This is a genomic window from Caldisericia bacterium, from assembly GCA_030018355.1.
In the GTDB taxonomy this organism is placed as follows: Bacteria; Caldisericota; Caldisericia; order B22-G15; family B22-G15; genus JAAYUH01.
This window is the reverse complement of record JASEFN010000004.1, coordinates 148,015-174,185: the sequence shown is the minus strand read 5'-3', so window position 1 is coordinate 174,185 and position 26,171 is coordinate 148,015. Positions and strand designations below refer to the sequence as shown.

13 protein-coding genes and 1 CRISPR repeat array (1 of these 14 running past the window's edge) are annotated in these 26,171 nt (G+C 28.3%); of the genes, 12 read left to right on the top strand and 1 reads right to left on the bottom strand.

Annotated features, from left to right (window positions below):
• Window positions 1–5,208: direct repeats of the CRISPR family, unit length 30 nt; unit sequence GTTTTTAGCTCGCCTATGAGGGATTGAAAC (it extends 1,861 nt beyond the left edge of the window).
• 1,265 nt (window positions 5,209–6,473) lie between these two features.
• The 8 genes from QMD25_05625 (at window position 6,474) to larC (ending at window position 19,622) form a co-directional block, all read left to right on the top strand.
• Window positions 6,474–9,788, top strand: a complete 3,315-nt coding sequence (locus tag QMD25_05625) for a helicase-related protein (protein ID MDI6861474.1) — start codon at window positions 6,474–6,476, stop codon at window positions 9,786–9,788.
• Entirely contained in the window at window positions 9,785–12,481 is a 2,697-nt protein-coding gene (locus QMD25_05620; protein MDI6861473.1) for a DUF1156 domain-containing protein, read from the top strand. The genes QMD25_05625 and QMD25_05620 overlap by 4 nt, the downstream gene beginning before the upstream one ends.
• Window positions 12,478–15,015 (top strand): AAA family ATPase, encoded by a 2,538-nt coding sequence (locus QMD25_05615; GenBank protein ID MDI6861472.1) that lies wholly within the window; start codon window positions 12,478–12,480, stop codon window positions 15,013–15,015. Before QMD25_05620 ends, QMD25_05615 begins: the two co-directional genes overlap by 4 nt.
• 779 nt (window positions 15,016–15,794) lie before the next feature.
• Window positions 15,795–16,514, top strand: coding sequence for a spherulation-specific family 4 protein (locus QMD25_05610; protein ID MDI6861471.1), 720 nt, complete (start codon window positions 15,795–15,797; stop codon window positions 16,512–16,514).
• A gap of 68 nt (window positions 16,515–16,582) precedes the next feature.
• Complete coding sequence (locus QMD25_05605; GenBank protein ID MDI6861470.1) at window positions 16,583–16,891, top strand: hypothetical protein; 309 nt, start codon at window positions 16,583–16,585, stop codon at window positions 16,889–16,891.
• Window positions 16,892–16,897: 6 nt separating this feature from the next.
• A complete protein-coding gene (gene larE / locus QMD25_05600) occupies window positions 16,898–17,713 on the top strand; it encodes an ATP-dependent sacrificial sulfur transferase LarE (protein MDI6861469.1) in 816 nt (271 codons plus the stop codon).
• Entirely contained in the window at window positions 17,704–18,459 is a 756-nt protein-coding gene (gene larB, locus QMD25_05595) for a nickel pincer cofactor biosynthesis protein LarB (protein ID MDI6861468.1), read from the top strand. The genes larE and larB overlap by 10 nt, the downstream gene beginning before the upstream one ends.
• Window positions 18,456–19,622, top strand: coding sequence for a nickel pincer cofactor biosynthesis protein LarC (larC, locus tag QMD25_05590; GenBank protein MDI6861467.1), 1,167 nt, complete (start codon window positions 18,456–18,458; stop codon window positions 19,620–19,622). Before larB ends, larC begins: the two co-directional genes overlap by 4 nt.
• A 3-nt stretch (window positions 19,623–19,625) precedes the next feature.
• Here larC and QMD25_05585 read toward each other — a convergent pair whose 3' ends face one another.
• Window positions 19,626–19,949, bottom strand: coding sequence for a hypothetical protein (locus tag QMD25_05585; protein ID MDI6861466.1), 324 nt, complete (start codon window positions 19,947–19,949; stop codon window positions 19,626–19,628).
• 77 nt (window positions 19,950–20,026) lie between these two features.
• On the opposite strand from QMD25_05585, the gene QMD25_05580 reads away from it, so the two are divergent.
• The 4 genes from QMD25_05580 to QMD25_05565 all read left to right on the top strand — a co-directional run bounded on the left by QMD25_05580 (window position 20,027) and on the right by QMD25_05565 (window position 26,167).
• Window positions 20,027–21,532 (top strand): NAD(P)/FAD-dependent oxidoreductase, encoded by a 1,506-nt coding sequence (locus tag QMD25_05580; GenBank protein MDI6861465.1) that lies wholly within the window; start codon window positions 20,027–20,029, stop codon window positions 21,530–21,532.
• On the top strand, window positions 21,529–23,595 hold the full coding sequence (locus tag QMD25_05575; GenBank protein ID MDI6861464.1) for an NAD(P)/FAD-dependent oxidoreductase: 2,067 nt from the start codon (window positions 21,529–21,531) through the stop codon (window positions 23,593–23,595). The genes QMD25_05580 and QMD25_05575 overlap by 4 nt, the downstream gene beginning before the upstream one ends.
• A 124-nt stretch (window positions 23,596–23,719) precedes the next feature.
• Window positions 23,720–23,986, top strand: a complete 267-nt coding sequence (gene rpsO, locus QMD25_05570; GenBank protein MDI6861463.1) for a 30S ribosomal protein S15 — start codon at window positions 23,720–23,722, stop codon at window positions 23,984–23,986.
• Between the two features lie 21 nt (window positions 23,987–24,007).
• On the top strand, window positions 24,008–26,167 hold the full coding sequence (locus QMD25_05565; GenBank protein MDI6861462.1) for a polyribonucleotide nucleotidyltransferase: 2,160 nt from the start codon (window positions 24,008–24,010) through the stop codon (window positions 26,165–26,167).
• The last annotated feature ends 4 nt before the right edge of the window (window positions 26,168–26,171 follow it).

The window sequence follows — 26,171 nt, the reverse complement described above, 5'->3', positions numbered from 1 at the left end:
TCTTTTCCCAAATTATATTCGTTTTTAGCTCGCCTATGAGGGATTGAAACTACTCTCTCAATATTTTAACCATTATAACATTCATAAGTTTTTAGCTCGCCTATGAGGGATTGAAACTGTTCATTGTTGCTCAAAAGTTTTGAGTATAAAAATGTTTTTAGCTCGCCTATGAGGGATTGAAACTTGGATTAAGTATCATTTTATTCATGGTCTTTTTATGTTTTTAGCTCGCCTATGAGGGATTGAAACTACGAACAGCTTCAACATAATTTCCATAATAACTTAAGTTTTTAGCTCGCCTATGAGGGATTGAAACAATGTAATTTCTGGAATTATATTAAATGTTCCAATTGGTTTTTAGCTCGCCTATGAGGGATTGAAACCGTCTTTTATAGTTATGTTTATGTTTTGTATTTTCAGTTTTTAGCTCGCCTATGAGGGATTGAAACGATATATTAATAATCTCTTTTTTCACTTTCTAGGAGTTTTTAGCTCGCCTATGAGGGATTGAAACTTCTAACGAAATAGATGGCATACAATTTAGCGATGAAAGTTTTTAGCTCGCCTATGAGGGATTGAAACTAAATCCTTAGGTTGACATGTGGAAAAATTTTTGTTAGTTTTTAGCTCGCCTATGAGGGATTGAAACTTAGATAAGATAGCCAGAATGTCAAATTTTAAAACTAGTTTTTAGCTCGCCTATGAGGGATTGAAACATTGGAATGGTGTAATTTGCTCTTCTCTTTTAAATTCGTTTTTAGCTCGCCTATGAGGGATTGAAACTTAAAAATGTAAATTGTAATTATTACAAATTTTTAAGTTTTTAGCTCGCCTATGAGGGATTGAAACCTGAAAGAGAAGCAGCATTATTTATTGATGTTGAATAGTTTTTAGCTCGCCTATGAGGGATTGAAACTGCGATCACCCCCAGGGTTATTTAGGGGGGTTATATGTTTTTAGCTCGCCTATGAGGGATTGAAACTTTCTATTACCCCATCATCCTCTAAATCGACAAAAAGTTTTTAGCTCGCCTATGAGGGATTGAAACTCGGCTCTTCAATAACAGCAGGTAGAAGAGAATAAAGTTTTTAGCTCGCCTATGAGGGATTGAAACAAAATATGCTTGAATAGAGAAAAAGAATAATATAAAGTTTTTAGCTCGCCTATGAGGGATTGAAACAAAAATATTCTTGTAGAAAAGAAAAAATAATTAAATAGTTTTTAGCTCGCCTATGAGGGATTGAAACTTCAGTACGTAGTTTTTTAGGTATCCCTTTCTATGGTAGTTTTTAGCTCGCCTATGAGGGATTGAAACGGTATAGTTTCAGGGGTAAAAGTAACTTCTACGTCTGGTTTTTAGCTCGCCTATGAGGGATTGAAACCGAAAACAATGGTAATGTTTTTCTAAAACTTAACAAGTTTTTAGCTCGCCTATGAGGGATTGAAACTCTCATATACTACACCAATGTCGTCTCCTGTTCTATTGTTTTTAGCTCGCCTATGAGGGATTGAAACCCATTTGAACGTGAAGGGAATGAGTTAAAAGTGTCGCGTTTTTAGCTCGCCTATGAGGGATTGAAACCTAAATCTTCAAATTCTTTATACTTATTTTTATTCAGTTTTTAGCTCGCCTATGAGGGATTGAAACTTTAACTTAGTTGGGAAAACTGGTTCTTTAGTGTGTAGTTTTTAGCTCGCCTATGAGGGATTGAAACTTGATAAAGTAGAGAAAAGAAGTAAAAAGAAAGCAGGTTTTTAGCTCGCCTATGAGGGATTGAAACGATAATTCAGAAATGCCTTTCTTAACTCTGAGATGGGGTTTTTAGCTCGCCTATGAGGGATTGAAACTGCAGCTGCACAAAAGATTATTATTTATGTTCTTTTGGTTTTTAGCTCGCCTATGAGGGATTGAAACCGTATTATAAGAAAACAACAGCAAACATTTTTTATATTGTTTTTAGCTCGCCTATGAGGGATTGAAACCTTCAACTAAATCTGAATTGTCATCTTCGTAAAATAGTTTTTAGCTCGCCTATGAGGGATTGAAACTGTTTATGTTGGAAAAGGAGAATACAAAGGTGATGTTGTTTTTAGCTCGCCTATGAGGGATTGAAACTTTGAAATATTCACTCGATCATCTAAACTTAAATCAGTTTTTAGCTCGCCTATGAGGGATTGAAACGAGGAATGAGTAAGTTTAAAAAGAAATAGAGGGTAAAGTTTTTAGCTCGCCTATGAGGGATTGAAACTCAATACTGAAGCAATACCTATGAGAATTGAAGTCAGTTTTTAGCTCGCCTATGAGGGATTGAAACTTCCATATCTGTGTGATTTCACTTTTAATTGAGTTTATGTTTTTAGCTCGCCTATGAGGGATTGAAACTTGGGATTCAGGAAATATTGAGCTTTGTGCTATACCTTGTTTTTAGCTCGCCTATGAGGGATTGAAACTATAGATTAGCAGATTGGATAGATGGACTTGACAATGGTTTTTAGCTCGCCTATGAGGGATTGAAACACTTTTATAGAACATCTGTTGAAGAAATAGGTAAATTTTTAGTTTTTAGCTCGCCTATGAGGGATTGAAACCCAAATCTTCAAATTCTTTATGTTTATTTTTGTTCAGTTGTTTTTAGCTCGCCTATGAGGGATTGAAACCTCTTAATATAAACGCAAATGAAGAGGTGATAAGTGGTTTTTAGCTCGCCTATGAGGGATTGAAACTTGTGTTTTCTTTTTGAGGATAATTAAGACTTTCTAGTTTTTAGCTCGCCTATGAGGGATTGAAACAGTTTTTCAGTCCAATAAATAAATTGTCCACCTTGCAAGTTTTTAGCTCGCCTATGAGGGATTGAAACTAGAAGAAATAGAAAAGGAGCATAAAAGAACATATATAGTTTTTAGCTCGCCTATGAGGGATTGAAACCTTGAATCAATAAATTCTATAAGAGAAGAAATTACAAAGTTTTTAGCTCGCCTATGAGGGATTGAAACCTTGCTGTCGTGGGAAAAAGAACAAAAAACGAACGTGTTTTTAGCTCGCCTATGAGGGATTGAAACTCTCAATACTTTGTATGGAAAATTTGGTCAGAAAGGGTTTTTAGCTCGCCTATGAGGGATTGAAACTACAAGATGCTTCCTGATATCAGAAAGGAGGTGTTTAGTTTTTAGCTCGCCTATGAGGGATTGAAACGGTCACTTACGGATGGATAATAATATGATAATCTTTTAGTTTTTAGCTCGCCTATGAGGGATTGAAACTAGAAAATAATGCTATAGATATGAAGTCTTACGACAGTTTTTAGCTCGCCTATGAGGGATTGAAACCGGATATAATCCTATAAGAGCTACTTTAGATTTCAAGTTTTTAGCTCGCCTATGAGGGATTGAAACTCATGTAATGAATTATATATGGGATGTAAGTGTTAAAGATGTTTTTAGCTCGCCTATGAGGGATTGAAACAATAAAGAAGAATTCCCTGTCAACCAACTCGTCAAGTTTTTAGCTCGCCTATGAGGGATTGAAACTATTTATGATTCACCTGCTTAATCCTAATAGAAAAAGTTTTTAGCTCGCCTATGAGGGATTGAAACTAATATATTTTTCTAAAAAGTCAAGAGGGATCAAAATGTTTTTAGCTCGCCTATGAGGGATTGAAACCTCCTTTTATCTTTGTAATTTTTCCAAAAGTGTAATCCGTTTTTAGCTCGCCTATGAGGGATTGAAACAGAAATCTCTTTTAAATCTTTAATATTTTCTATATCTGTTTTTAGCTCGCCTATGAGGGATTGAAACCGCAGAATATTATTTTGTTTTTAGATCATTAAGCGAGTTTTTAGCTCGCCTATGAGGGATTGAAACTGAAATTTCTAAATCTTTGAGTCCTATATTTAAACTTCGTTTTTAGCTCGCCTATGAGGGATTGAAACTGTTTTAGAAAATAATCAAATAGATATGAAATCTTAGTTTTTAGCTCGCCTATGCGGGATTGAAACGGAACAACAACTGTGAATTGGATTGCAATAGGTAAAGTTTTTAGCTCGCCTATGAGGGATTGAAACATTGCTTCCATAGTTCACCTCCTTTCAAATAATAATAGTTTTTAGCTCGCCTATGAGGGATTGAAACCTAAGTGCTACTTTAACTATTGGGAAAATTGGACAAAGTTTTTAGCTCGCCTATGAGGGATTGAAACAGAAAAGCCCTAAAGAGTCATTTCCGTACCAAATATTGTTTTTAGCTCGCCTATGAGGGATTGAAACAAACCTTCTCCTTATTTTTTGGTAAATCAACAACAACAAGTTTTTAGCTCGCCTATGAGGGATTGAAACAAGGATATAGCGGATTTCTGTGGTGCTGTAATGATAGGTTTTTAGCTCGCCTATGAGGGATTGAAACTATGCTCTCTGAAGCTCATAGTACTCTCTTTCTTTTCGTTTTTAGCTCGCCTATGAGGGATTGAAACCTATCTCAACATTAGGGTCAAGATGAGGCTCATTATAAGGTTTTTAGCTCGCCTATGAGGGATTGAAACTGTAATAAATATGTTGTCTAAATTGTTCAAAACTAAAAGGTTTTTAGCTCGCCTATGAGGGATTGAAACTTGTCTATTCTAAGAGCATTTACAAAAGTCTCGGGGTTTTTAGCTCGCCTATGAGGGATTGAAACTGGCAAAACAATAACTCTACTTATAATTATGAAAATTAGTTTTTAGCTCGCCTATGAGGGATTGAAACCAGAGTACGCAAAACTAAAATACAAGGATATTACTACGTTTTTAGCTCGCCTATGAGGGATTGAAACCATGGATAACAATTCTTGGAACCAAACAAAATAATTTGTTTTTAGCTCGCCTATGAGGGATTGAAACCTTTAAATCCTCTTGATTTAAATTTTCAAAAATTTTTGGTTTTTAGCTCGCCTATGAGGGATTGAAACTAGTTTTGTATTTCTTTAAACATCTCTAGAGAATTAGGGTTTTTAGCTCGCCTATGAGGGATTGAAACTCTATTTCATCATCCTTTTTATTTTCGCTATCAGGTGTTTTTAGCTCGCCTATGAGGGATTGAAACTATAATAAGACAACCTTTTCTTCTAAATTTTGAATTGTTTTTAGCTCACCTATGAGGGATTGAAACGCACCCCAGATTTGTAAACATTACAACAAGATATAACATGTTTTTAGCTCGCCAATAAGGTATTGAAACTTTTGGAGTGATATTTCGAAAAATGTAAAATTTGAAAGAATTGAGTGTCAAATTACTTCTTTTAAAATGAGCGGATTGTAAAATTTTTTTGAGATTATTTAACTAATGGGGCACTTTATTGTGAAATTTATTTTTCTTTAAAAGATCAAAAGAAGTCAAATTTTTGGAAATCACTCTTATATCTCTTTAAGAGAGATTAAAAATTAAAAGAAAAGAGAAAAATTTAAAGAATTGGTTAAATTTTTTCCAAAAATTTAGAACAAAAATGCATTGAAAAAATAATTGATTTTAAATGGATCTGGACCAAAAAATCTGGGAATTCTATAACTAAACAATTTAAATTCATTTTTTAGAAGCAAGGTTTACTTAATTGAAAATATGTGTAAAAGACTCATTTGAAAAAAATTTTTCTATAAAAGAAAAGACAAAATGAATTTATAAAATTTATAGCAAAAATTAAAAGAGATATTGAATTAGTAGGCTAATAAATTATATGTATTAACAAATATAGATTAAAAATTAATGTTTAAGGCTAATGAAATATAAATTTATATAGTTAAAAATAGAGTTCTTTATTTTTAAAAGAATTAAAATAGAATAAAATTTAATTTTCAACAAATTCTTTTTAAATATCCTGTTTTATTTTGATCAAAGATAAAAAATTCTTTTCAATTATTTCTCTGTAAAATATTATTTATTTCACTTTATCCAAATAAAAAAATTATTAGAAGACTTATTGTGATTTGACTTTTAGTGATATTTTGATAAAGGAAGAAGTTTTGGAAAAATAAGTTTTTGGTTCTCATATTAGGGATTGAAACTTTCAGTTGTTTTTAGAGAAAATAATTTATTAAAAGTATGAATTAATTTTAGAATTCTAAAAATTTTTAAAATTTAAGTTACAATTTATATTTAAAGATCCTGAAACCACAAAATTATTTATAAAAAAATTTTAAATGAAAATAAGTTTGCATTACATGTTAAGATTTATTTGAATAAGTTATAAAATAATATAGATACTTAGAACTCAATTGTGTTTTGAGTAGTGATAGTAGAAGATTATCCTTCTTGGGAATTGATGAATTTAAAATAACAATTCCTAAATTAGGTAATTATAAAAGATGTAAATTGTTTATTCTTCAAAACCTTTCTTTACATTTTAGATTAATAATAATTAAAATTTCGAGACATAAAAATAAAAATAATGGTAAAATCAATTATGAAAAAATTTTCTTTAATAATTAGCAATTAAAAGGAGGGTAAAGTTGATTGAACTTAAAGAAGGAATGATTGTTGAGGGTCTTTGGAATGAACCTGTCGAAATTATTTCAATTAATAATTTAAATACATATATTGAATTAGTTGTAGAAAAAAAACTATCAAATCAAATAGTAAGACAAATATTTTCAAATGAAGATCTAAACAAATTAAGAGAACTTTCTGTTTTCAACTTCAATTCAAATAGTAACCATATATTTTTGAGTTTAGAATCTTTAAGATTTAGATATGCTTCAATTTTTGATCCATTACTTGCAATGAACATAACAAAAATTGATCCTCTTCCTTTTCAAATTGAGGCTGTGTATGGTTATATCCTTAAATTACCAAAGATAAGATTTTTATTAGCAGATGATCCAGGAGCTGGAAAAACGATTATGGCTGGTCTTGTTATAAAAGAGTTAAAATTAAGAGGAATTGTTAAAAAAATTTTAATTATTGTTCCAGGTCATTTAAAAGAACAATGGATTAGAGAATTAACAGATAAATTTAAAGAAAATTTTGAGATTATTGATAGAAATTCCTTTAATTATTCTTATGGAGAAAATCCATGGCAAAAATATAATCAAATTATAACCTCTATGGATTTTGCAAAACAAGATGAAATTTTACTCTCATTAGAGAGTGTAGAGTGGGATTTGGTAATTGTTGATGAAGCACATAAAATGGCAGCATATCTTTATGGTGATAAATCAAAAGAAACTGATAGATATAAGTTGGGAAAAGTTATTTCAAAAAACACAAAACATCTTTTGTTTCTTACGGCAACACCACACAAAGGTGATCCAGAAAATTTCCGACTTTTTCTTGATCTTCTTAATCCAGGTTTTTTTGCATCAAAAGAACTAATTGAAGAATCTATAAAAAACAAAGAAAACCCTTTATTTATAAGAAGAATGAAAGAAGACTTAAGAGATTTTGAAGGAAAACCTCTATTTACAAGAAGATTTGTAAAAACTATAAAATTTTATTTATCAGATAAAGAAAAGGAGCTTTATAATGAATTATCAAAGTATGTTATTGTGGAATATAATAAAGCATTAAAAAGTGATAAAAAAAGAAATATTGCTTTTGCGCTTTTAATTCTCCAAAGAAGAATGGCATCAAGTACTTATGCGCTTTATGAATCACTTAAGAGAAGAAAAAGAAAATTAGAAGAAATATATAATAAAAAAGAAGAATTAATTTTAAGCGATAGCAATTTTTCATTCAATAAAATTGAAGAGTTAGAAGATTATGAAGAAAATGAGAGATGGAAGATAGAAAGAGATTGGGAGACAATAAGTGTTGCTGAAAATTATCAAGAATTAAAAAAAGAGATTGAGAATCTTGATAAGTTAATTAGGCAAGCAGAAGATATTATAAACAATGAAGAAGAAGTAAAATTAAAAGAATTAAAGAAAGCGATTGAAGAAGGTTTTAAAAAAATTGATGAAATTGGTGGAAATAGAAAAATTTTGATATTTACTGAATCAAAAGATACTCTTGATTATCTCGTAAAAAAGATTAAATCTTGGGGTTATGAAGTGAATAGTATACATGGTGGAATGAGTTTACAAGAGAGAATTGATGCAGAAAGAGAATTTAAGAATAGAACAGAAGTTATGGTTGCAACAGAAGCTGCAGGAGAAGGAATTAATCTTCAATTTTGTCATCTAATGATTAATTATGATATACCATGGAACCCTAATAGAATTGAACAGAGGATGGGAAGAATTCATAGATATGGACAACAAAAAGATGTTCATATCTTTAACCTTATAGCAGTAGATACAAGAGAAGGCACAGTTTTCAATAAGATTTTTGAAAAGTTAGATGAAATAAGAAGAGCTTTAGGAAGTGATAAAGTCTTTGATATAATTGGTGATGTTTTCAAAGATAAAAATCTTTATCAACTTTTGATTGAAGCAGTATCAAACACAAAATCTCTTGATGAAATTCTAAAAGAAATTGAGATAAAAGTTGACGAAGATTATATTCGAAGAATAAAAGATACATTAATTGGCGAAACACTTGCAACAAAAATAATTGATTTTACAAGAATAAAAGAAATTTCTGAAAAAGCGAAAGAAAATAGATTAATACCAGAATATGTAGAAGAGTATTTTAAAAAAGTTTTTAATATTTTAAATGGAAAATTAGTAAAAAAGGGTGAATTTTATGAAATAGATTCTGTGCCAGATGAGTTACGAAAATTTAATAATGATTTTAATTTCAAATCTAAATTTGGCACAATTCAACGAAATTATAGAAAAATTACTTTTGATAAAGAAACGGCATTTAAAAATCCAGATGCAGAATTTATATCTTTTGGTCACCCACTATTAGAGGCAATGATTGAATGGTCTTTAAAAAATTATTATAAAGAATTACTTAATGGTGGAATTTTTGAAGACCCTCAAAATAAATATTGTGGCTTCATCTATTTTTATGAGGGAGAAGTGAAAGATGGATTGGGCGAAGTTGTTGGTAAAAAAATATTTTCAATTTATTATGATGGTGAAAATTTAATTGAAGTTAATCCATCTATTTTATGGGATTTGGAGCCAGTTAGTGATTCGCTATCTAATATAGAAAATTTAAATTTTAACAAAGATGTTGTTATAAATAAATCAATCGAAATAATTCAAAAATATAAAGATGAACTTTTAAAGGAGAGATTAAGACAAATAGATATCAAAAGGAAATATGGTATAAAATCACTTGAGTATTTAATTAATGAACTTGAAATAGAAATGATAAAATATATTGAGAATAATAAATTAAATAATAAAAGGTTTGAAAATATGGGACAAAGAAAAAAAGATTATGAAGAAGCAAAGAAAAAACTTGAAGAAGAACTTGAGAATGAAAAAAACTTAACTATTTCTAAACCAAAACTTGTTGGAGTAATTTATGTAAAACCTAGATCAAAAGATATGATGGAAAGCGATAAAGAAATTGAAAGAATGGGAATGGAATATGTTATTAAATACGAAAAAGAACATGGAAGAGAACCAATTGATGTTTCAAAAGAAAATCTTGGATATGATATAAAATCAAAAGGTGAAAAAGAGATAAGATATATTGAAGTTAAAGCAAGAAAAGATTATGGAGATATTATTTTAACATTTAATGAATTTCTAAAAGCAAAAAGATTCGAAGATGATTATTATCTTTATGTTGTATTTAATGTAGTAAATAAGCCAGATTTAAGAATTATTAAAAACCCCTATGAAAATATAGAGAAACTTCAAAAGATTGTTGATATAAAATTTATTATTAATGAAAATGAAATCAAAAATAAAGGAGAAGTTGGATGATCAAGAAAAGTTTTATTGAGGAAACTTTTCCAGTGAAAGAGGTTGGAGAAGAGGCTTCAAGAGAAAAAAACATAAGGCATGGTCATATTTCAACTCTTCACATTTGGTGGGCAAGAAGACCACTTGCTTCATCAAGAGCAACATCTTATGCTGCACTTATACCAGCACCAAAAAATAGAGAAGAGTTGGAAGAAAAGAAAAAATTTATAATTAATCTTTCAAAATGGGAAAATTCATTAAATGAACAAATAATAAAAAAAGCAAGAGAAGATATTTTAAAAGCAAATGGAAACTCAAATTTAAAAGTAATCGATCCATTTGCAGGAGGAGGTTCAATTCCTCTTGAATGTTTAAGACTTGGTCTTGAAACTTATGCAAATGAATATAATCCCGTTGCAATACTTATATTAAAATGTACTCTCGAATATCCACAAAAATATGGAGTTCCAGGTGAGATTTTGATTAAAGGGGAACCTATAGAAAAAGGAGAAATAAAAAAAATATATGTAAATAATATACTTCTTGAAGATGTTAAAAAATGGGGGAATTTTGTTGTAAATGAAGCAAAAAAAGAGATTGGAAAATTTTATCCAAATGATCCAGATGGTAAAATTCCTGTTGGATATATTTGGGCAAGAACAATACCATGTCAAAATCCGTCTTGTAATGCAGAGATTCCTTTAATGCGACAATTTTGGCTTGCTAAAAAGAATAATAAAAAAATATCATTAAGACCATTTGTTAGAAACAATAAAGTTGAGTTTGAAATTGTTGGGCAAGATAATAAACCATTTCCTGAAAATTTTAATCCTGAAAAAGGAACTGTTTCAAGAGCAATTGTAACATGTCCAGTTTGTGGAACTGTTATTGATGATAAACAAGTAAGAAAACTTTTTCAAGAAGGAAAATCAGGGCAAAGAATGATAGCAGTTATTTTGCATCAACCAAACAAAGATGGAAAAACATATCGCCTTGCAAATGAAAGAGATTTTGAGATTTTCAAAGAGGCAGAAAAATATCTTCAAGAGAAAAGACAAAAACTTATGAATGAATGGAGAATTGATCCTGTGCCAGATGAGGAAATGAACACCAAAGACCCTAATACTGTTGCTGGTCGGGGTTATGGCTTTACAAAATGGGGTGATCTTTTTAATTCTCGCCAGAAACTCGCACTAATAACTCTTACAGAAAAAGTAAAACAAGCATATCAAAAGATGATTTCTGAAGGTTATGAAAAAGAATACGCAAAAGCAGTGGCGAGTTATTTAGGTATAGGAATAGATCGATTAGTAACGTATCTGAATACATTAACAAGATGGAGATCTGATGTTATATCTTTTGAAAGAGCATTTGATAGGCAAGCACTTCCAATGATTTGGGATTATGGTGAAGCTGATCCATTTAGTGACTCAAGAGGTCAATGGAGTTTAGAGCCAATATTAGAATCTATAAAAAATATCTCAAAAATTTCTTACCCTACAGTCATCTCACAATTATCAGCCATTTCTCTTCCATATCCAGATAACTATTTTGATGCTGTTTTTACAGATCCACCTTATTATGATAATATCAATTATGCTGAACTTTCAGATTTCTTTTATGTTTGGTTAAAAAGATCTATTGGTGATTTATACCCCGAACTTTTTTCAACTCCACTTACTCCAAAATCAAAAGAAATTGTTGCTAATCCAGTAAGACATGGTGGAGAACAAAAAGCAAAAGAGTTTTATGAAGAAAATTTAAAAAAAGCACTACAAGAAATATATCGCATTTTAAAACCAAATGGTATTGCAGTTATAGTTTATACACATAAATCAACATTTGGTTGGGAAACTCTTATAAATTCACTTTTAGATTCTGGTTTAGTAATTACTGCGTCGTGGCCAATTGACACAGAGATGAAATCAAGATTAAATGCAAAAGAGACAGCATCTCTTGCTTCATCTATCTATATTATTGCTCGAAAAATTCAAAAGATTGAAGTTGGATGGTTTAATGATGTAAAAGAAGAGATAAAAAAATATATTTTTGAAAAACTTGAAAAATTATGGAACGAAGGAATTTCAGGTGCAGATTATTTTATTTCAGCAATTGGTTCATCAATTGAAATTTTCGGTAAATATGAAAAAGTTCTTGATTTTGAAGGAAATGTTGTTAGAGCAGATAAACTTCTGGAATTTGTAAGAGAAATTGTAACAGATTATGTTGTTAAACAAATTTTACACAATGGAATATCTCAAGAACTTTCTCCACTTTCAAAATTTTATCTTTTATATAGATGGACTTATGGAGAGGTAAAAGTTGAGTTTGATGAAGCAAAAAAACTCGCTCAATCTGTAGGAATCGATTTAGAAAAAGTTTGGAATAAAAGTTTCATAAAAAAAGAAAAAGAATTTATAAAAGTTTTAGGTCCAAATGAAAGAGAAATTAAAGAACTTAAAGATTCAAAAGAGATGGTTGATATTCTTCACAATGTTTTACTTTTATGGAAAGTAGGAAAAAAGAATGAAATTAAAACGGTTCTACAAGATTCAGGTTATGGAATTCGAGACTCTTTTTATAGATTTGCTCAAGCAATTTCAGAAACTCTTCCTCCTGAGAGTGGTGAGAAGAAACTTTTAGATGGATTTTTATCAGGAAAAGATAAATTAATAAGTGAAATAAAAGAAGAAGGGAGGTTGCCTTATAAATGAATAATATATCTTTTTTAAAAATTGCAAGGCCTCACAATGACATCCTTGAAGGAAGACTTACAATGGATGTTTTTGCAGCAGACCTTTGGAAAGTTCATACAAGTGAAGCACCAGATGAATATAAAAATAGTGATATTTTCTTTAGAAAAACTTATTTAACTGATGGACTTAAAAATCTGATAGATGTTGTTGAAAAAAGATTATTTTCAGGAGTAGGTGATTCTGTAATTCAACTTCAAACTCCATTTGGTGGTGGTAAAACTCATTCATTAATAGCACTCTATCATAAGGCGAAAGAAAAAAATGTAAATATAGTTGTAATCGATGGAACAGTTTTAAATCCGAAGGATACAACATTATGGGAAGAAATGGAAAAACAATTAACAGGAAAAGTTGAAAAACTAAAACAAAAGGTTTCACCAGGAAGAGAAAATATAGAAAATTTGCTTAAAAATAAACTACCAATTTTAATTCTTATGGATGAGGTTCTTGAATATCTGACAAAAGCATCTGGAGTTAAGGTTGGTGATTCAAATTTAGCTGCCCAAACTCTTGCTTTTATTCAAGAATTAACCCAATCAATTTCTTCAATTGGTAATGCAGTTTTAATTTTATCCCTTCCATCAAGCATAATTGAACATTATGATGAAACTGGAGAAAAAGTTTTTCAGCAACTTCAGAAGATTGTCGGAAGAATAGAGAAAATTTATACTCCAGTTAAAGATGAAGAAGTTGCAGATGTGATAAAAAGAAGATTATTTAGTTATATTGATGAGCATGAAGCAAAAAAGGTTATTGATGATTATATTGATTATTTAGAGAGAGAAAATTTGATACCACAAGGTATTGAAAAAAGTTTATATAGAGAAAAATTTATAAAAAGTTATCCTTTTCAACCCGAAGTTATTGATGTTTTATACAAACGATGGGGGAGTTTTCCAACATTTCAAAGAACAAGAGGGGTTTTAAGAATACTTGCATTAGTTGTTCATTCTCTTCTAAAAAAAGAAATACCCTTCATTAGAATTTCAGATTTTGATTTAAATAATACTGAAATAAGAAGAGAATTAATAAAACACATTGGTCAAGAATATGATAGTGTAATTTCTGCTGATATCACATCTTTTAATTCAGGTGCAAAAATTGTTGATAAAGATTTAGGCATATCTTATCTTTCATATAGTCTTGGAACAAAAATAGCAACAACAATTTTTTTATATTCATTTTCTGGCGGAAAAGAAAGAGGGGCCTCAATGAATGAAATTAAATTATCAACTGTGATACCAAAAGAATCAAGCGCAATAATTGTTGAAGCAATAGAAAAACTCAAAGAGAAACTATTTTATCTTTCAGATAGTGGCTTATTTTTCACAAATCAACCAAATTTAAACAGAGTTATTCTTACTATTAAAGAGAATATTACAAATAATGAAATAGAGGAAGAATTAAAAAAATTAATTCAAAAAACAATTTCTTCAAAATCAGAATTTGTTATTAAGATTTGGCCAAACTTTTCAAATGATATTCCTGATGATAAGAGATTAAAACTTGTGATATTAAAAAATAAGGATGATATTCAAAAAATATATGAAAATTATGGTGAGAGGCCAAGAATTTATAAAAATACACTAATATTCTCATATCCTATGGAATCAGAGAAAATTAATATCGAAAATTTTATTAAAGATAAAATTGCTTACGAAAAATTAAAAAATGAAAGTACTTATAATTTAACAGAAAATCAAAAAAATAATATTTTAGTAAAAATAAAAAATAATGAATCCAGTTCTTCGTTTAATTTAATGAGTTATTATAGATTAATTTCTATTCCAAATAAATATGGGTTTAAAGAAATAAATCTTGGTATTCCAACATATGGTGCATTAGCATACCTCGATTCTGTTATATATGAAAAATTAAAAGTTGATGAAGAAATTCTTGAAAAATTATCAGCAAAAATAATTGAAGAAAAATATTTAAAAAATTCAGAGTATATAGAAATAAAATCATTTATTGAACTATTTTATAAAACCCCAGGTGAAATGAGAATTAAAAATGATGAAGTTATTTTAAAGGGCATAAAAGATGGTGTGAAGAATGGTTTGTTTGGAATTGGTTATAAAGAGGGTGAAGAGATTAAATGTAAATTTTTCAATGAAGATATAACAAATGAATCAATCGAAGATATGTTTTTAATAAACAAAAAATTGTGTAGAAAAGAAGAAGAAAAATTTGTTGAATCACAAACTTTAATTGATGTTGAAGTAGATAATAACATAATGATAGAACCACAACCACCAGAAGTTGTAATAAAAGATCAAAATTTAATGAATGAAATTAAATTGAAATTAAAAATTCCTAAAAATAAATTAGTTGATGTTGCAAATGTTTTACACTTTATAAATCAGAAATTTGAAAATGTAAATGTTGAGTTAAAAATTGAGGCAAAAGAAGGAAAAATAACAAAATCTGAATATGAAGATAAAGTTCTTGAGGCTTTTGAACAAGCAGGTATAGAATTATTAAATGAATAAAATATTTTATTATACATGATGAACTAATCTTTTCTAAACAAGTATCAAAATTTTTTAAAAATAAATTATTTTTTAATAAAGAGTTTTCTATATTAAAGTTAATGAAAAAATAAAAATTTTAAAAGATTTTACTATTCATTAAAATAAGTCTCATAATTGGAGAATGATTCTAAGTTTACACGAATAAGATATTATTTTTTATAAAAAACAATTATTTTGGATAAAGTAGTTGAAGCAATTTGTATAATAAATATTTCAAAAAAAAGAAAAATTGTAATTCCTTTTATAATTTGTAATTCAAAAGTAGCTCAGATATTCGTTGCTCATACCTTTTTAACATACTCTAAAATAGCACAAAAAATAAAATATTTTTTCCTCATTGCACATATTATTTATTCTTAAGAAAGTAATTAGGAATTTTCAAACAACAACTATTTTAAGTTATTGTAAAAATTTTGATTTTTAACTCCATAACAGAAAGTAAGAAATTTGTAAAAAAAGAAAAGATTAGAATCAAAGTTTGTATAATTAATTTGTATCCTAAATATTCTTTGTTATATCTTGCCTAAAAGATTAAAACTAATTAAAAATTATTTAAAATCAATTTTTAAGAATTTTTTTCAAAGAATTCCAGGACATAAACTTGTTTGTGCTGAAATTTTTAAAAGTTTTTTTATAATTTTATTAATGATTAAAGAGTTTTTAAAAAATTTATTTTTAAAAATAATTTTTTGATTATAATTTTAAATTTGATATTTATTAGTGATATAAGAAGTATTTTGTTTGTTAATAAAAGAGTTCTTTTTCCCTTTTATATCTATCCAAACCATTGGGATGAATCTTATCAATGGAAAAGACTAAAAGATACACACCAAAACACTGAAATTTGGGTAATTATAAATCCAGATGATGGGCCAGGAGATTCTATCAATCCAGATTATGAGATTGGTTTATCTCTTATAAATATTAAAGGAATTAAAATTTTTTGTTATATACCAACAAATTATGGAAAAAGAGATTTAGACAAAGTAAAAGAGGATGTTGAAAAATATTTAAAATTTTATAAAAATTACAATTTATTTGGAATATTTTACGATGAGGTAAATAACTCCTCTGAATCAATTCAATATTATAAAGAAATTTATAACTATGCTAAAAAGAGAGGGTTTAAGTGGGTTATTTTAAATCCTGGAATTTCTATTGATGAAGAGTTTTTAAAAGAGAAAATAGGTGATACAATTGTTATTTTTGAAGATAACTATTCAAATTTTTTAAAACATAAATTTCCTGAATATGTGAAAAATTATCCAAGAAGTCGCTTTGCAGTTTTGGTTTATGATGTTAAAAACTTTGAGAAAACAAAAATAGTTATTAATAAATCAGATAATATTGGTTTTATCTATTGTACAGATGACTCTGAACCAAATCCATGGGATACACTTCCATCATATTGGGATAGTTTTATAGAACTATTTTATGAACCAAAAATAAGAGATTAATATATTTAAAAATCTTTAAAAACTTGTAAAATATAAAATGTAATTTCTTTTAAAAAAGGAGAGTTAATATGAGAATAGAAGATCTTATTAGAGATTTAAAAAGTTATAAAGATTATGAAGATTTAAAAGAGTTAATTGATGACATTTACGAAGAACTCCAAACACTTGACAATTACGACATTTTTGAAATTTTAGAAGAGTTATATGATGAAGATGAATTAAGAGAAATCTTGATTGAAAAAATAAGAGAAAGAGAAGATAGTCTTCAAGATATAATAAGTGAAATTGAAGAAGATTTTGAAGAAGAATTTGAAGAAGAGGAAGAAGACGAAGAAGATATTTGGGAAGAGGATTTAGGAGAAGAAGAGGATAGATAAATTTTAATGGAGTTAGAGGAGAAATTAGAAAATCTTAAAAACTATTTAAAAAGCCTTAAAAAAGTTGCAATTGCTTCATCTGGTGGTGTTGATTCAACGTTCCTTTTAACTCTCTCACATGAAGTGTTAAATGATAATGTAATTGCAATAACAATTGATAGTGAGTTTCAAAAAAGAGAAGAGATTGAGTTCATAAAAAAATTTACTCAAGAGAGAAAAATAAAAAATTTTATTATTAAAATTAAAATTTTGGATGATGAAGAAATAGTTAAAAATAGTGAAAAGAGATGTTATTTTTGTAAAAAGAGGATTTTTTCAGAAATTTTAAATTTTTCTCATTCATTAGGTTTTGAAAATATATTAGATGGAACAAATTTTGATGATTTGAGTGACTATAGACCTGGCTTAAAAGCACTAAAAGAACTTAAAATAATTTCTCCTCTTCTTGAGTTAAAATTTACCAAAGATGAAATAAGATCACTTGCTAAAAGATTTAATATTCCTATTTGGAATAAGCCTCCTCAATCTTGTCTTGCAACAAGAATTCCATATAAAGATAAAATAACTTATGAAAAACTAAAAAAAATTGAAGAAGGAGAAACATTTTTGAAAGATTTAGGTTTATCTCTTATAAGGGTAAGAATTTTAGGGAATTTTGCAAAAATTGAAGTATTAAAAGAGGAGTTAGAGATTGTTTTTAAAAACAGTGATAAAATAAATCAAAAATTAAAAGAAATTGGCTTTGAGAAGGTTTTTGTTGATTTAAATGGATACAATAAAGAGAAAAATAAAAATTTGGTTAAAAGTTTAAAATGGATTTAGATTATTTAAAGAAGATTTTATTGGATTTTAAAGAAAATAAAATTAATCTTGAAGAGATATTAAAAATTATTCAAGAACTTCCTTATGAAGATCTTGGTTTTGCAAAAGTTGATCACTTAAGAGAGATAAGAAAAGGTTTTCCTGAAGTTGTTTTTTGTGAAAGAAAAAAAGATGAAGATGCTTTAAAGATAATTTTAAAACTTTATGAGAAATCAAAAAAAATTCTTGCAACAAGAGCAAACGAAAATTTATTTAAACTTGTAAAAGATAAAATAGAAAATGCTGAATTTAATCCTTTTGCTAAAACAATTTCAATTTGTGAAGAAAAACCAAAAGAAGTAGGAAAAATTATAATTCTTACTGCTGGTACCTCTGATATTCCTGTTGCAGAAGAGGCATATGAAACTGCAAAAATTATGGGAAATAGTGTTGAAAAAATTTATGATGTTGGAGTTGCAGGAATTCATAGGCTTTTTGATAATCTACAAAAAATAAGAGAAGCAAAAGTTCTTATTGTTGTAGCAGGAATGGATGGAGTTCTTCCAAGTGTTGTTGGTGGATTGGTAAATGTTCCAGTTATTGCTGTTCCAACAAGTGTTGGCTATGGAGCAAATTTTGGTGGAGTCAGTGCTCTTTTAACAATGCTTAATTCATGTTCCCCTGGAGTTGCAGTTGTAAATATTGATAATGGTTTTGGAGCAGGTTTTGTAGCAAGTTTAATAAATAAAATTGGAGAGAGCGAATGAATATTGCTTATTTTGATTTAGTAAATGGTGTAAGTGGAGATATGATAATTGGTTCACTTCTTGATGCAGGTCTTTCTTTATCAGATTTAAAAGAGGAGATTAATAAATTAAATTTAAAAGGTTTTGATTTAGAAGCAAATAAGAAAGAGAAAAAAGGAATTTTTGGTACAAAATTTGACATAAAAATTTATGAAAAAGAAGAGGAACGAAAAGGAGTTGATCTTATAAAAATTGTTGAAAAAAGTTCATTAAAAGAGAGTGTTAAAGAGAAAAGCATTAAAATTTTAGAGAGATTAATTGATGCTGAAGCAAAAATACATAATGAGGATAAAAGTAGTGTACATCTTCATGAAATTGGTGGAATAGATACAATAATTGATGTTGTTGGTTCTGTTGTTGGTATAGAGATATTAAATATTGAAAAGATTTATTCATCACCAGTTCCAGTAGGTAGCGGTTTTGTAAAAATCTCTCATGGAGTTTTTCCAGTTCCAACACCAGCGACTTTAGAACTTTTAAAAGGAGTACCAATTTATTCAAACGGAGTTATTGGTGAAATAACAACTCCAACAGGTGCTGCAATTATTACAACTCTTGCTGAAACTTTTGGAGATGTCCCATTAATGAGAATTGAAAAAATAGGTTATGGTCTGGGAGAAAAAGATTTTGATATACCAAATATTTTAAGAATTTTTGTTGGTGAGTTGAAAGAGGATTATTTAAAAGATTATAATATCTTAATTGAAACAAATATAGATGATATGAATCCACAAATTTTTGGCTTTATTATGGAAAAAGCATTCTCCTTAGGTGCACTTGATCTCTTCTTTACTCCTATATATATGAAAAAAAATAGACCAGCATATAAAATTTCTATTTTGTGTGAGGAAAAAGATAAAAGTGATTTGATAGATTTTATTTTTAGAGAGACATCTTCAATTGGAGTAAGGATAAATAAAGTTGAAAAAATTTTTTTAAAAAGAGAGATAAAAGAAATTGATACAGAGTTTGGAAAAATTAGAGTTAAAATCTCTTATTTTGGAGATAACAAAAAGATCACACCTGAATATGAAGATATAAAAAGAATTGCAGAAGAGAAAAATTTACCTCTAAATAAAGTTTATTCACAAATAGAAAAAATAATAAATAAACTATTTTTCTAAAATTTATTCTTTTTTCCTTTTAAATTTAAATAATTTTGTTTCTGTATAAAGTGATATTGCAATAATTATTAGACAGAAAATAATTGTAATGGTAATATAGTTTGTTCCTATTCTCAACTTTGGGAAAAATGAAGTAATTATAAAGAGAAGACCAACAAAAGATATGATATAAGCTTTCCAACCTTTTTCACTAACTTCAGACAAACCAAGTAAAATAAAAAGTACTCCAGAAATTATGTTAACTATTAAATTAGTTGTTGCATTAAGTGGAAGAAGCCTTATTAATAGAATTATGCTTAAAAAGAAACTAAGAATTATTCCATTCATTTTCAACACCTCCCTTTTATTAATTTTAACACAAGATTATTATAAAATTTTTATAAAAAAGAAAGGAGAGACAAAATATGATATCACATAAGAAAAAAATAATAATTATAGGAGCAGGAGTTGCTGGTTTATCAGCAGGTTGTTATGCACAGATGAGCGGTTTTCAAACTCAAATTTTTGAAAAACATGATAAACCAGGAGGATTATGTACATCTTGGCAGCGAAATGGTTACACAATTGATGGATGTATTCATTGGCTTGTTGGTTCATCTCCAAGTTCTGCTTTTTATAAATTTTGGGAAGAGATAGGTGCAGTTCAGGAAAAAGAGTTTGTGTATTTTGATGAATATTTAAATTATGAAACAGAAGATGGAAAAAATTTGTCTTTTTCAACAAATCTTGACATTTTAAGAGAAAATATGATTAATTTTGCACCTGAAGATAAAGATCAAATAGATAGTTTTATAAATTTTTCAAAAAAATTAATTGATTTCCAACAACCGCTTGAGAAACCACCTGAATTGTACACATTAAATGATGGTTTAAAATTAATTTCAAAAATAGCACCTTTCTTGAATTTAATGAGAAGTTTATCAAAAATTTCAATTTCAGATTTTGCATCCCGATTTAAAAACCAGCATCTTAAAAACCTTTTTTTAAGATTATGGTTTCCAGAGTTTTCTCTCTTTTTCTTATCTTTAACTTTAACATGGTTACATAAAAAAGAAGCAGGGTATCCAATTGGTGGATCTTTTTCTTTTGCCAAAGGTATCGAAAAAAGATATTTAGAACTTGGTGGAAAAATAAACTATAATTCACCCGTAAAAAAGATTTTAATTAAAGATGATAAAGCAATTGGTGTTGAACTTGAAAATGGAACAAAACACTATTCAGATATAGTTATCTCTGCTTCAGATCTATATAAAACAATTTTTAAATTGCTTGAAGGTAAATATGTTGATGAAAAAATTAAAAAATTGTTCGATATGCCTATTTTTCCACCACTATTATACATTTCTTTAGGAGTTAATAGAACTTTTAAAGACTTACCATATTCAATTGAGGGTTTTGATATATCATTAAAAAAATCTATAAAAATTGATAATAAATATGAAAATCGCATGAGAGTTAGAATTCATAATTTCGATCCAACTTTATCTCCACAAGGAAAAACTTTAATCACTATTGCTTTTAATAGTAATTATGATTATTGGAGAAAACTTTATGATATAAAAGATGAGTATAAAAAAGAGAAAAATAGAATATTTGAAGAGATTTTATATAATTTAGATTATAAATTTCCAAAAATTACAAATGATATTGAAATTTGGGATATTGCAACACCAATTACATTTGAGCGTTATACTGAAAATTATAAAGGATCATTTGAGGGATGGCTATTGACTCCTAAAAATTTTAATGTTATAATTCCAAGAAAATTTATGAAGTTAAAAAACTTTTATATATCAGGTCATTGGACATTACTTGGTGGTGGATTACCATCTGCTCTTATATCATCTCGTTGGACAATTCAATTAATTTGTCATGATAATAAAATAAAATTTATGGAGGTAGCTAAATGAAAAAAGTAAAAGTAAGTGGGATGTTTTATATTTTGTTTTCTTTTATTCCCTGGATAATTTATTGGAGCACCTCTTTTTCAAAAAACATCCTTTCTATCCTAATTCCACTTTTAATTACAATTTTCCTTCTTATTCCTCAATTTAAGAGAAAAGATTATAACTTAATGGATCTATTCACTCTTTTTTATTTTTTAATTGCTTTAATTTTTACATCTATTTTAAAAACTTCCCTTTTTTATGAAAAAAGTGGTTCTTTAGGCTATTTTACTCTTTTTATAATGGCTATTTTTTCTATTTTAATTAAAAATCCATATACATTTCAAGTTTCAAAAAGAGATTATCCAGAGGTGTTGTGGAAAGATAAAACTTTCATTCTTGTAAACAATATAATAACTCTATTTTGGGCCTTAATTTATGGCTTAAACACAATTTTATCTCTAATATCATCCTTTCCTTTGAATATAATTTTTACAAATTCATTAATTTTATTGGGTATAATTTTTTCTATTATTTTTCCTTCAAAAGCACCAGAATATTTTCTTAAAAAAAATTATGAAACTTTTTTAAAAAAATATGATTTTCACATTAAAATTGACAAATCAAAAGAGAAAGCACCAGATGAATATGATGTAATAGTTGCTGGATCTGGAATTGGAGGTCTTTCTTCTGCCGCACTACTTGCAAAAGAGGGTTTCAAAGTTTTAGTTCTTGAAAAGCATTATAAAGTTGGAGGATATTCCTCTTCCTTTGGAAGAAAAGGGTTTGTTTTTAATACTGGAGTTGAAGATGTAAGTGGATTGTGGGAAGGTGGACCAGTAAATTTCTTATTAAATGAATTAAATTTAGATAAAAACTCTCTTTTTGTAAAAAATAAAACCCTCTTTATTTTAAATGGTGAAAAAATAGAACAAAAAGATTTAAATAGTTTTATAAATCTTCTATGTCAAAAATTTCCTCATGAGAAAGATAACATTGTAAAATTTTTTAATGAAGCAAAAAATGCTTATCTTGAATGTTATAAAGAAACAAAATTTTTTGGTTCTCCTCTACCAGGTGAGTTAATTTATAAAGTTCTTGGTGTAAGATATCTTGTAAATTATCCAAAAGAACACCCAAATTTTTATGACTGGATGAATAAAACTTTTGAAGAAAAACTTAATGAGCATTTTAAAGATTTGTTTTTAAAAAAACTCATTTCTTCTCTTGTAGGTTATATTGGTGCATCACCTGATAAAATTTATGCAAGTAGTGCTTTAACAAATTGTGTTTCATATTTTCTTTTTGGTGGCTATTTTCCTAAATGTGGTGCACAAAACTTCTCAAATTCCCTCAAAACAAAAATTGAAGAGTATGGTGGAAAGGTATTAACAAATTATGAAGTTCAAAAAATAGTTGTTGAGAATGGAAAAATAAAAGGAGTCATTGCAAAAGATAAATTTTTTAAATCAGATATAGTTATTTCAAATATAAATGGAAAAACAACATTTTTAAAACTTATTGATTTAAATCAAATTGATAGAGATTATATTGAGTATATAAAAAGTTTAAAAATGTCACCATCTTGTTTTATGACATTTTTAGGAGTTGATGTTGATCTTAAAGACTATCCAAATTTAATTAAAGATTTAGATCAAAATATTGATATTGTTATAAATTCAAATGCCGATCCAAGTTATGCTCTTCAAAATAAATCAAGTATAACGATAATAAGTGCTGCAAATTATTATGATTTTCCAGAAAGAGAGAGTGAGGATTATAAAAAATTGAAAGAAAAATTAATTAATGAATCAATAGAAAAGTTGATGAAGGTTATACCAGAGGTTAAGAATAAAATTTTAATTAAAGAGGGAGCAACGCCAAAAACCTTTGAAAGATATACCTCTATGCCAGAGGGTGCACTTTACTCTTTTGATCAATCAATTGAAACAAAAAGACCATTCTTTAAAACTCCAATAAAAGGTTTATATCTTGCAGGAGCCTCAACTTTTCCAGGTGGTGGAATTGAGGGGGTTGTGATTTCTGGAATTATTGCAGCAAATGATATTATAGGTTGGAAAAAATGAAATTATAGTAAAAATTTGAAAAATATCTCTAATGTGATATAATTTTTAAAAGTGAAGTTGAAAGCCAATGATCCTTAACCTGGATAAAGTTAATCTGGGTTAAAGGGTAGGTTAGGAGGTAAAGATGTTAGATAAAAAGGAGAAGCAGGAGATCATAGAAAAGTTTAGAATACATGAAAGAGATACTGGATCTCCTGAAGTGCAGATTGCTATATTAACTGAAAAGATTAGAAGATTATCTGAACATCTTAAGGAGCATAAAAAAGATCACTCCTCAAGAAGAGGACTCCTTAAGATGGTTGGAAGAAGAAGGAAACTCCTTAATTATTTAAAGGAGAAAGATTACGATAAATATTTACAACTTATAGAGAGTTTGAATTTAAGAAAATAAATTTAACTCTAAAGGAGAAAAATGATTTTAGATATAAATAAACGGTCTTTAGAAATTGAAATTTCTAATAAAAAGTATATTTTTGAAATTGGTGAAGTTGCAAAACAAGCAGATGCCTCAACTCTTGTTAAATGTGGTGGTACTGTTGTTTTAGTTACTTGTGCAGTTAGCAAAGAGCCAAAAGAAGGTCAAGATTTTTTACCACTTGTTGTTGATTATGAAGAAAAACTTTATGCAGTTGGAAAGATTCCTGGTGGTTTTTACAAAAGAGAAGGAAAACCAACTGATGAAGAGATACTCAAAGCAAGACTTGTTGATAGATCATTAAGACCTCTATTTCCAGAATTTTTCTTTAATGATGTTCAAATAATTGCTATGGTTTTATCACAAGATAAGGAGAATCCCGCAGATATACTTGCTTTAAATGGAGCATCTTTAGCCCTATCTCTTTCTTCTGCACCATTTTTAGGTCCAGTTGGTGCAGTAAGAGTTGGTAAAATTGGAGATAGATTCATAATTAATCCAACTTTTGAGGAAATTGATCAAGGCGAAATGGATATTGTTATTGCTGGTACAGAAGATTACATTGTTATGGTTGAAGCAGGTCTTAAAGAGGTAAAAGAAGAAGATATTCTTAAAGCACTTGAAATTGCACATGATGAGATTAAAAATATTGCAAGAGCAATAAAAGAATTTGCTAAAGAACATGGAAAAGAAAAGATAATTGTTGAACCACTTCTTATTGAAGAAGAGATAATTCAAAAATCAAAAGATTTCTTAGAACCAAAATTTGAAGATATTCTTGAAAACTTTCCTGAAAAGACAAAAAGAGAAGAAGAGTTAGAAAAATTAAAAGAGGAACTTTTTAAATTCTTTATTACTGATTTTGAAACAAAAGAGGAATTTTCAAAAGAAGAGAATGAATTAATAAAAAAACTCGATTATACATTTACAAAAATTTTAAAAGAATACGTAAGGAAGAGAATTATAGAGAAAAATATAAGAGTTGATGGAAGAAGACCAGATGAAATAAGGCCTCTTTATATAAAAGTAGGCCTTCTTCCACAAACTCATGGATCTGGTTTATTTACCAGAGGACAAACACAAGTTCTTTCTGTTGTGACTTTAGGTGGTCTTAAAGAGGGACAATTAATTGAAGGACTTGAAGAGGAATTTACAAAAAGATATATGCATTATTATAATTTTCCACCATTTTCAACTGGCGAAGTAAAACCTCTTAGAGGTCCATCAAGAAGAGAGATTGGACATGGAGCACTTGCAGAAAGAGCACTCCTAGCAGTAATTCCAGATGAGGTTGAATTTCCATATTCAATTAGAGTCGTATCTGAAGTTTTAGAATCTAATGGTTCAACATCAATGGCTTCAGTTTGTGGTTCAACTCTTGCTCTTATGGATGCTGGAGTTCCAATTAAAAGGCCTGTTTCAGGAATTGCAATGGGACTTATAAAAGAGGGAGATAAATATACAATTTTATCTGATATTCAAGGAATGGAAGATCATCTTGGAGATATGGATTTTAAAGTTGCAGGAACAGAGGTTGGAGTTACTGCTCTTCAAATGGATATAAAAATTAAAGGAATAGATCTTGAAATTATTGATAAGGCATTAAGACAAGCGAAAGAAGGAAGACTTTACATTTTAAGTGAAATGTTAAAAGTTATTGATAAACCAAGACCAGAAATTTCTCCACTTGCTCCAAGAGTCATAGTTATGGAGATTGAGCCAATTAAAATTAAAGATGTTATTGGTCCTCAAGGAAAATTTATTAAAAAGATAATAGATGAAACAAATGTAAAAATTGATATAGAACCAACAGGAAGGATATATATTACTGCTCCAGATTATAATTCTGGTGAAAAAGCAAGAGAAATGATTAAAGAATTAACTCAAGATATCGAAGTAGGAAGAATTTATCTTGGAAAAGTATTACAAGTTAGAGAGTTTGGTTTGATTGTTGAGTTGACTCCAAACAAAGATGGACTTCTTCATGTTTCACAAATGAGAAGTAGTATTGCAAAAAACACAAAACTTTGGCCAAAAGTTGGTGATGAAATTATTGTAAAAGTTGCAAATATTGATGATTTAGGAAGAGTAAATTTAACTCAAAAAGGAATTATTTTCGACGATGAAGATAGAGAAAGGAGAAAAGATAAAAAATAAATAG

Coding starts and splice junctions, on each gene's coding strand:
- QMD25_05605 (MDI6861470.1), top strand. CDS start 16,583: ATGAGAATAGAAGATCTTATTAGAGATTTAAAAAGTTATAAAGATTAT.
- QMD25_05575 (MDI6861464.1), top strand. CDS start 21,529: ATGAAAAAAGTAAAAGTAAGTGGGATGTTTTATATTTTGTTTTCTTTT.
- QMD25_05615 (MDI6861472.1), top strand. CDS start 12,478: ATGAATAATATATCTTTTTTAAAAATTGCAAGGCCTCACAATGACATC.
- QMD25_05585 (MDI6861466.1), bottom strand. CDS start 19,949: ATGAATGGAATAATTCTTAGTTTCTTTTTAAGCATAATTCTATTAATA.
- larE (MDI6861469.1), top strand. CDS start 16,898: ATGGAGTTAGAGGAGAAATTAGAAAATCTTAAAAACTATTTAAAAAGC.
- larB (MDI6861468.1), top strand. CDS start 17,704: ATGGATTTAGATTATTTAAAGAAGATTTTATTGGATTTTAAAGAAAAT.
- QMD25_05620 (MDI6861473.1), top strand. CDS start 9,785: ATGATCAAGAAAAGTTTTATTGAGGAAACTTTTCCAGTGAAAGAGGTT.
- QMD25_05580 (MDI6861465.1), top strand. CDS start 20,027: ATGATATCACATAAGAAAAAAATAATAATTATAGGAGCAGGAGTTGCT.
- larC (MDI6861467.1), top strand. CDS start 18,456: ATGAATATTGCTTATTTTGATTTAGTAAATGGTGTAAGTGGAGATATG.
- QMD25_05565 (MDI6861462.1), top strand. CDS start 24,008: ATGATTTTAGATATAAATAAACGGTCTTTAGAAATTGAAATTTCTAAT.
- rpsO (MDI6861463.1), top strand. CDS start 23,720: ATGTTAGATAAAAAGGAGAAGCAGGAGATCATAGAAAAGTTTAGAATA.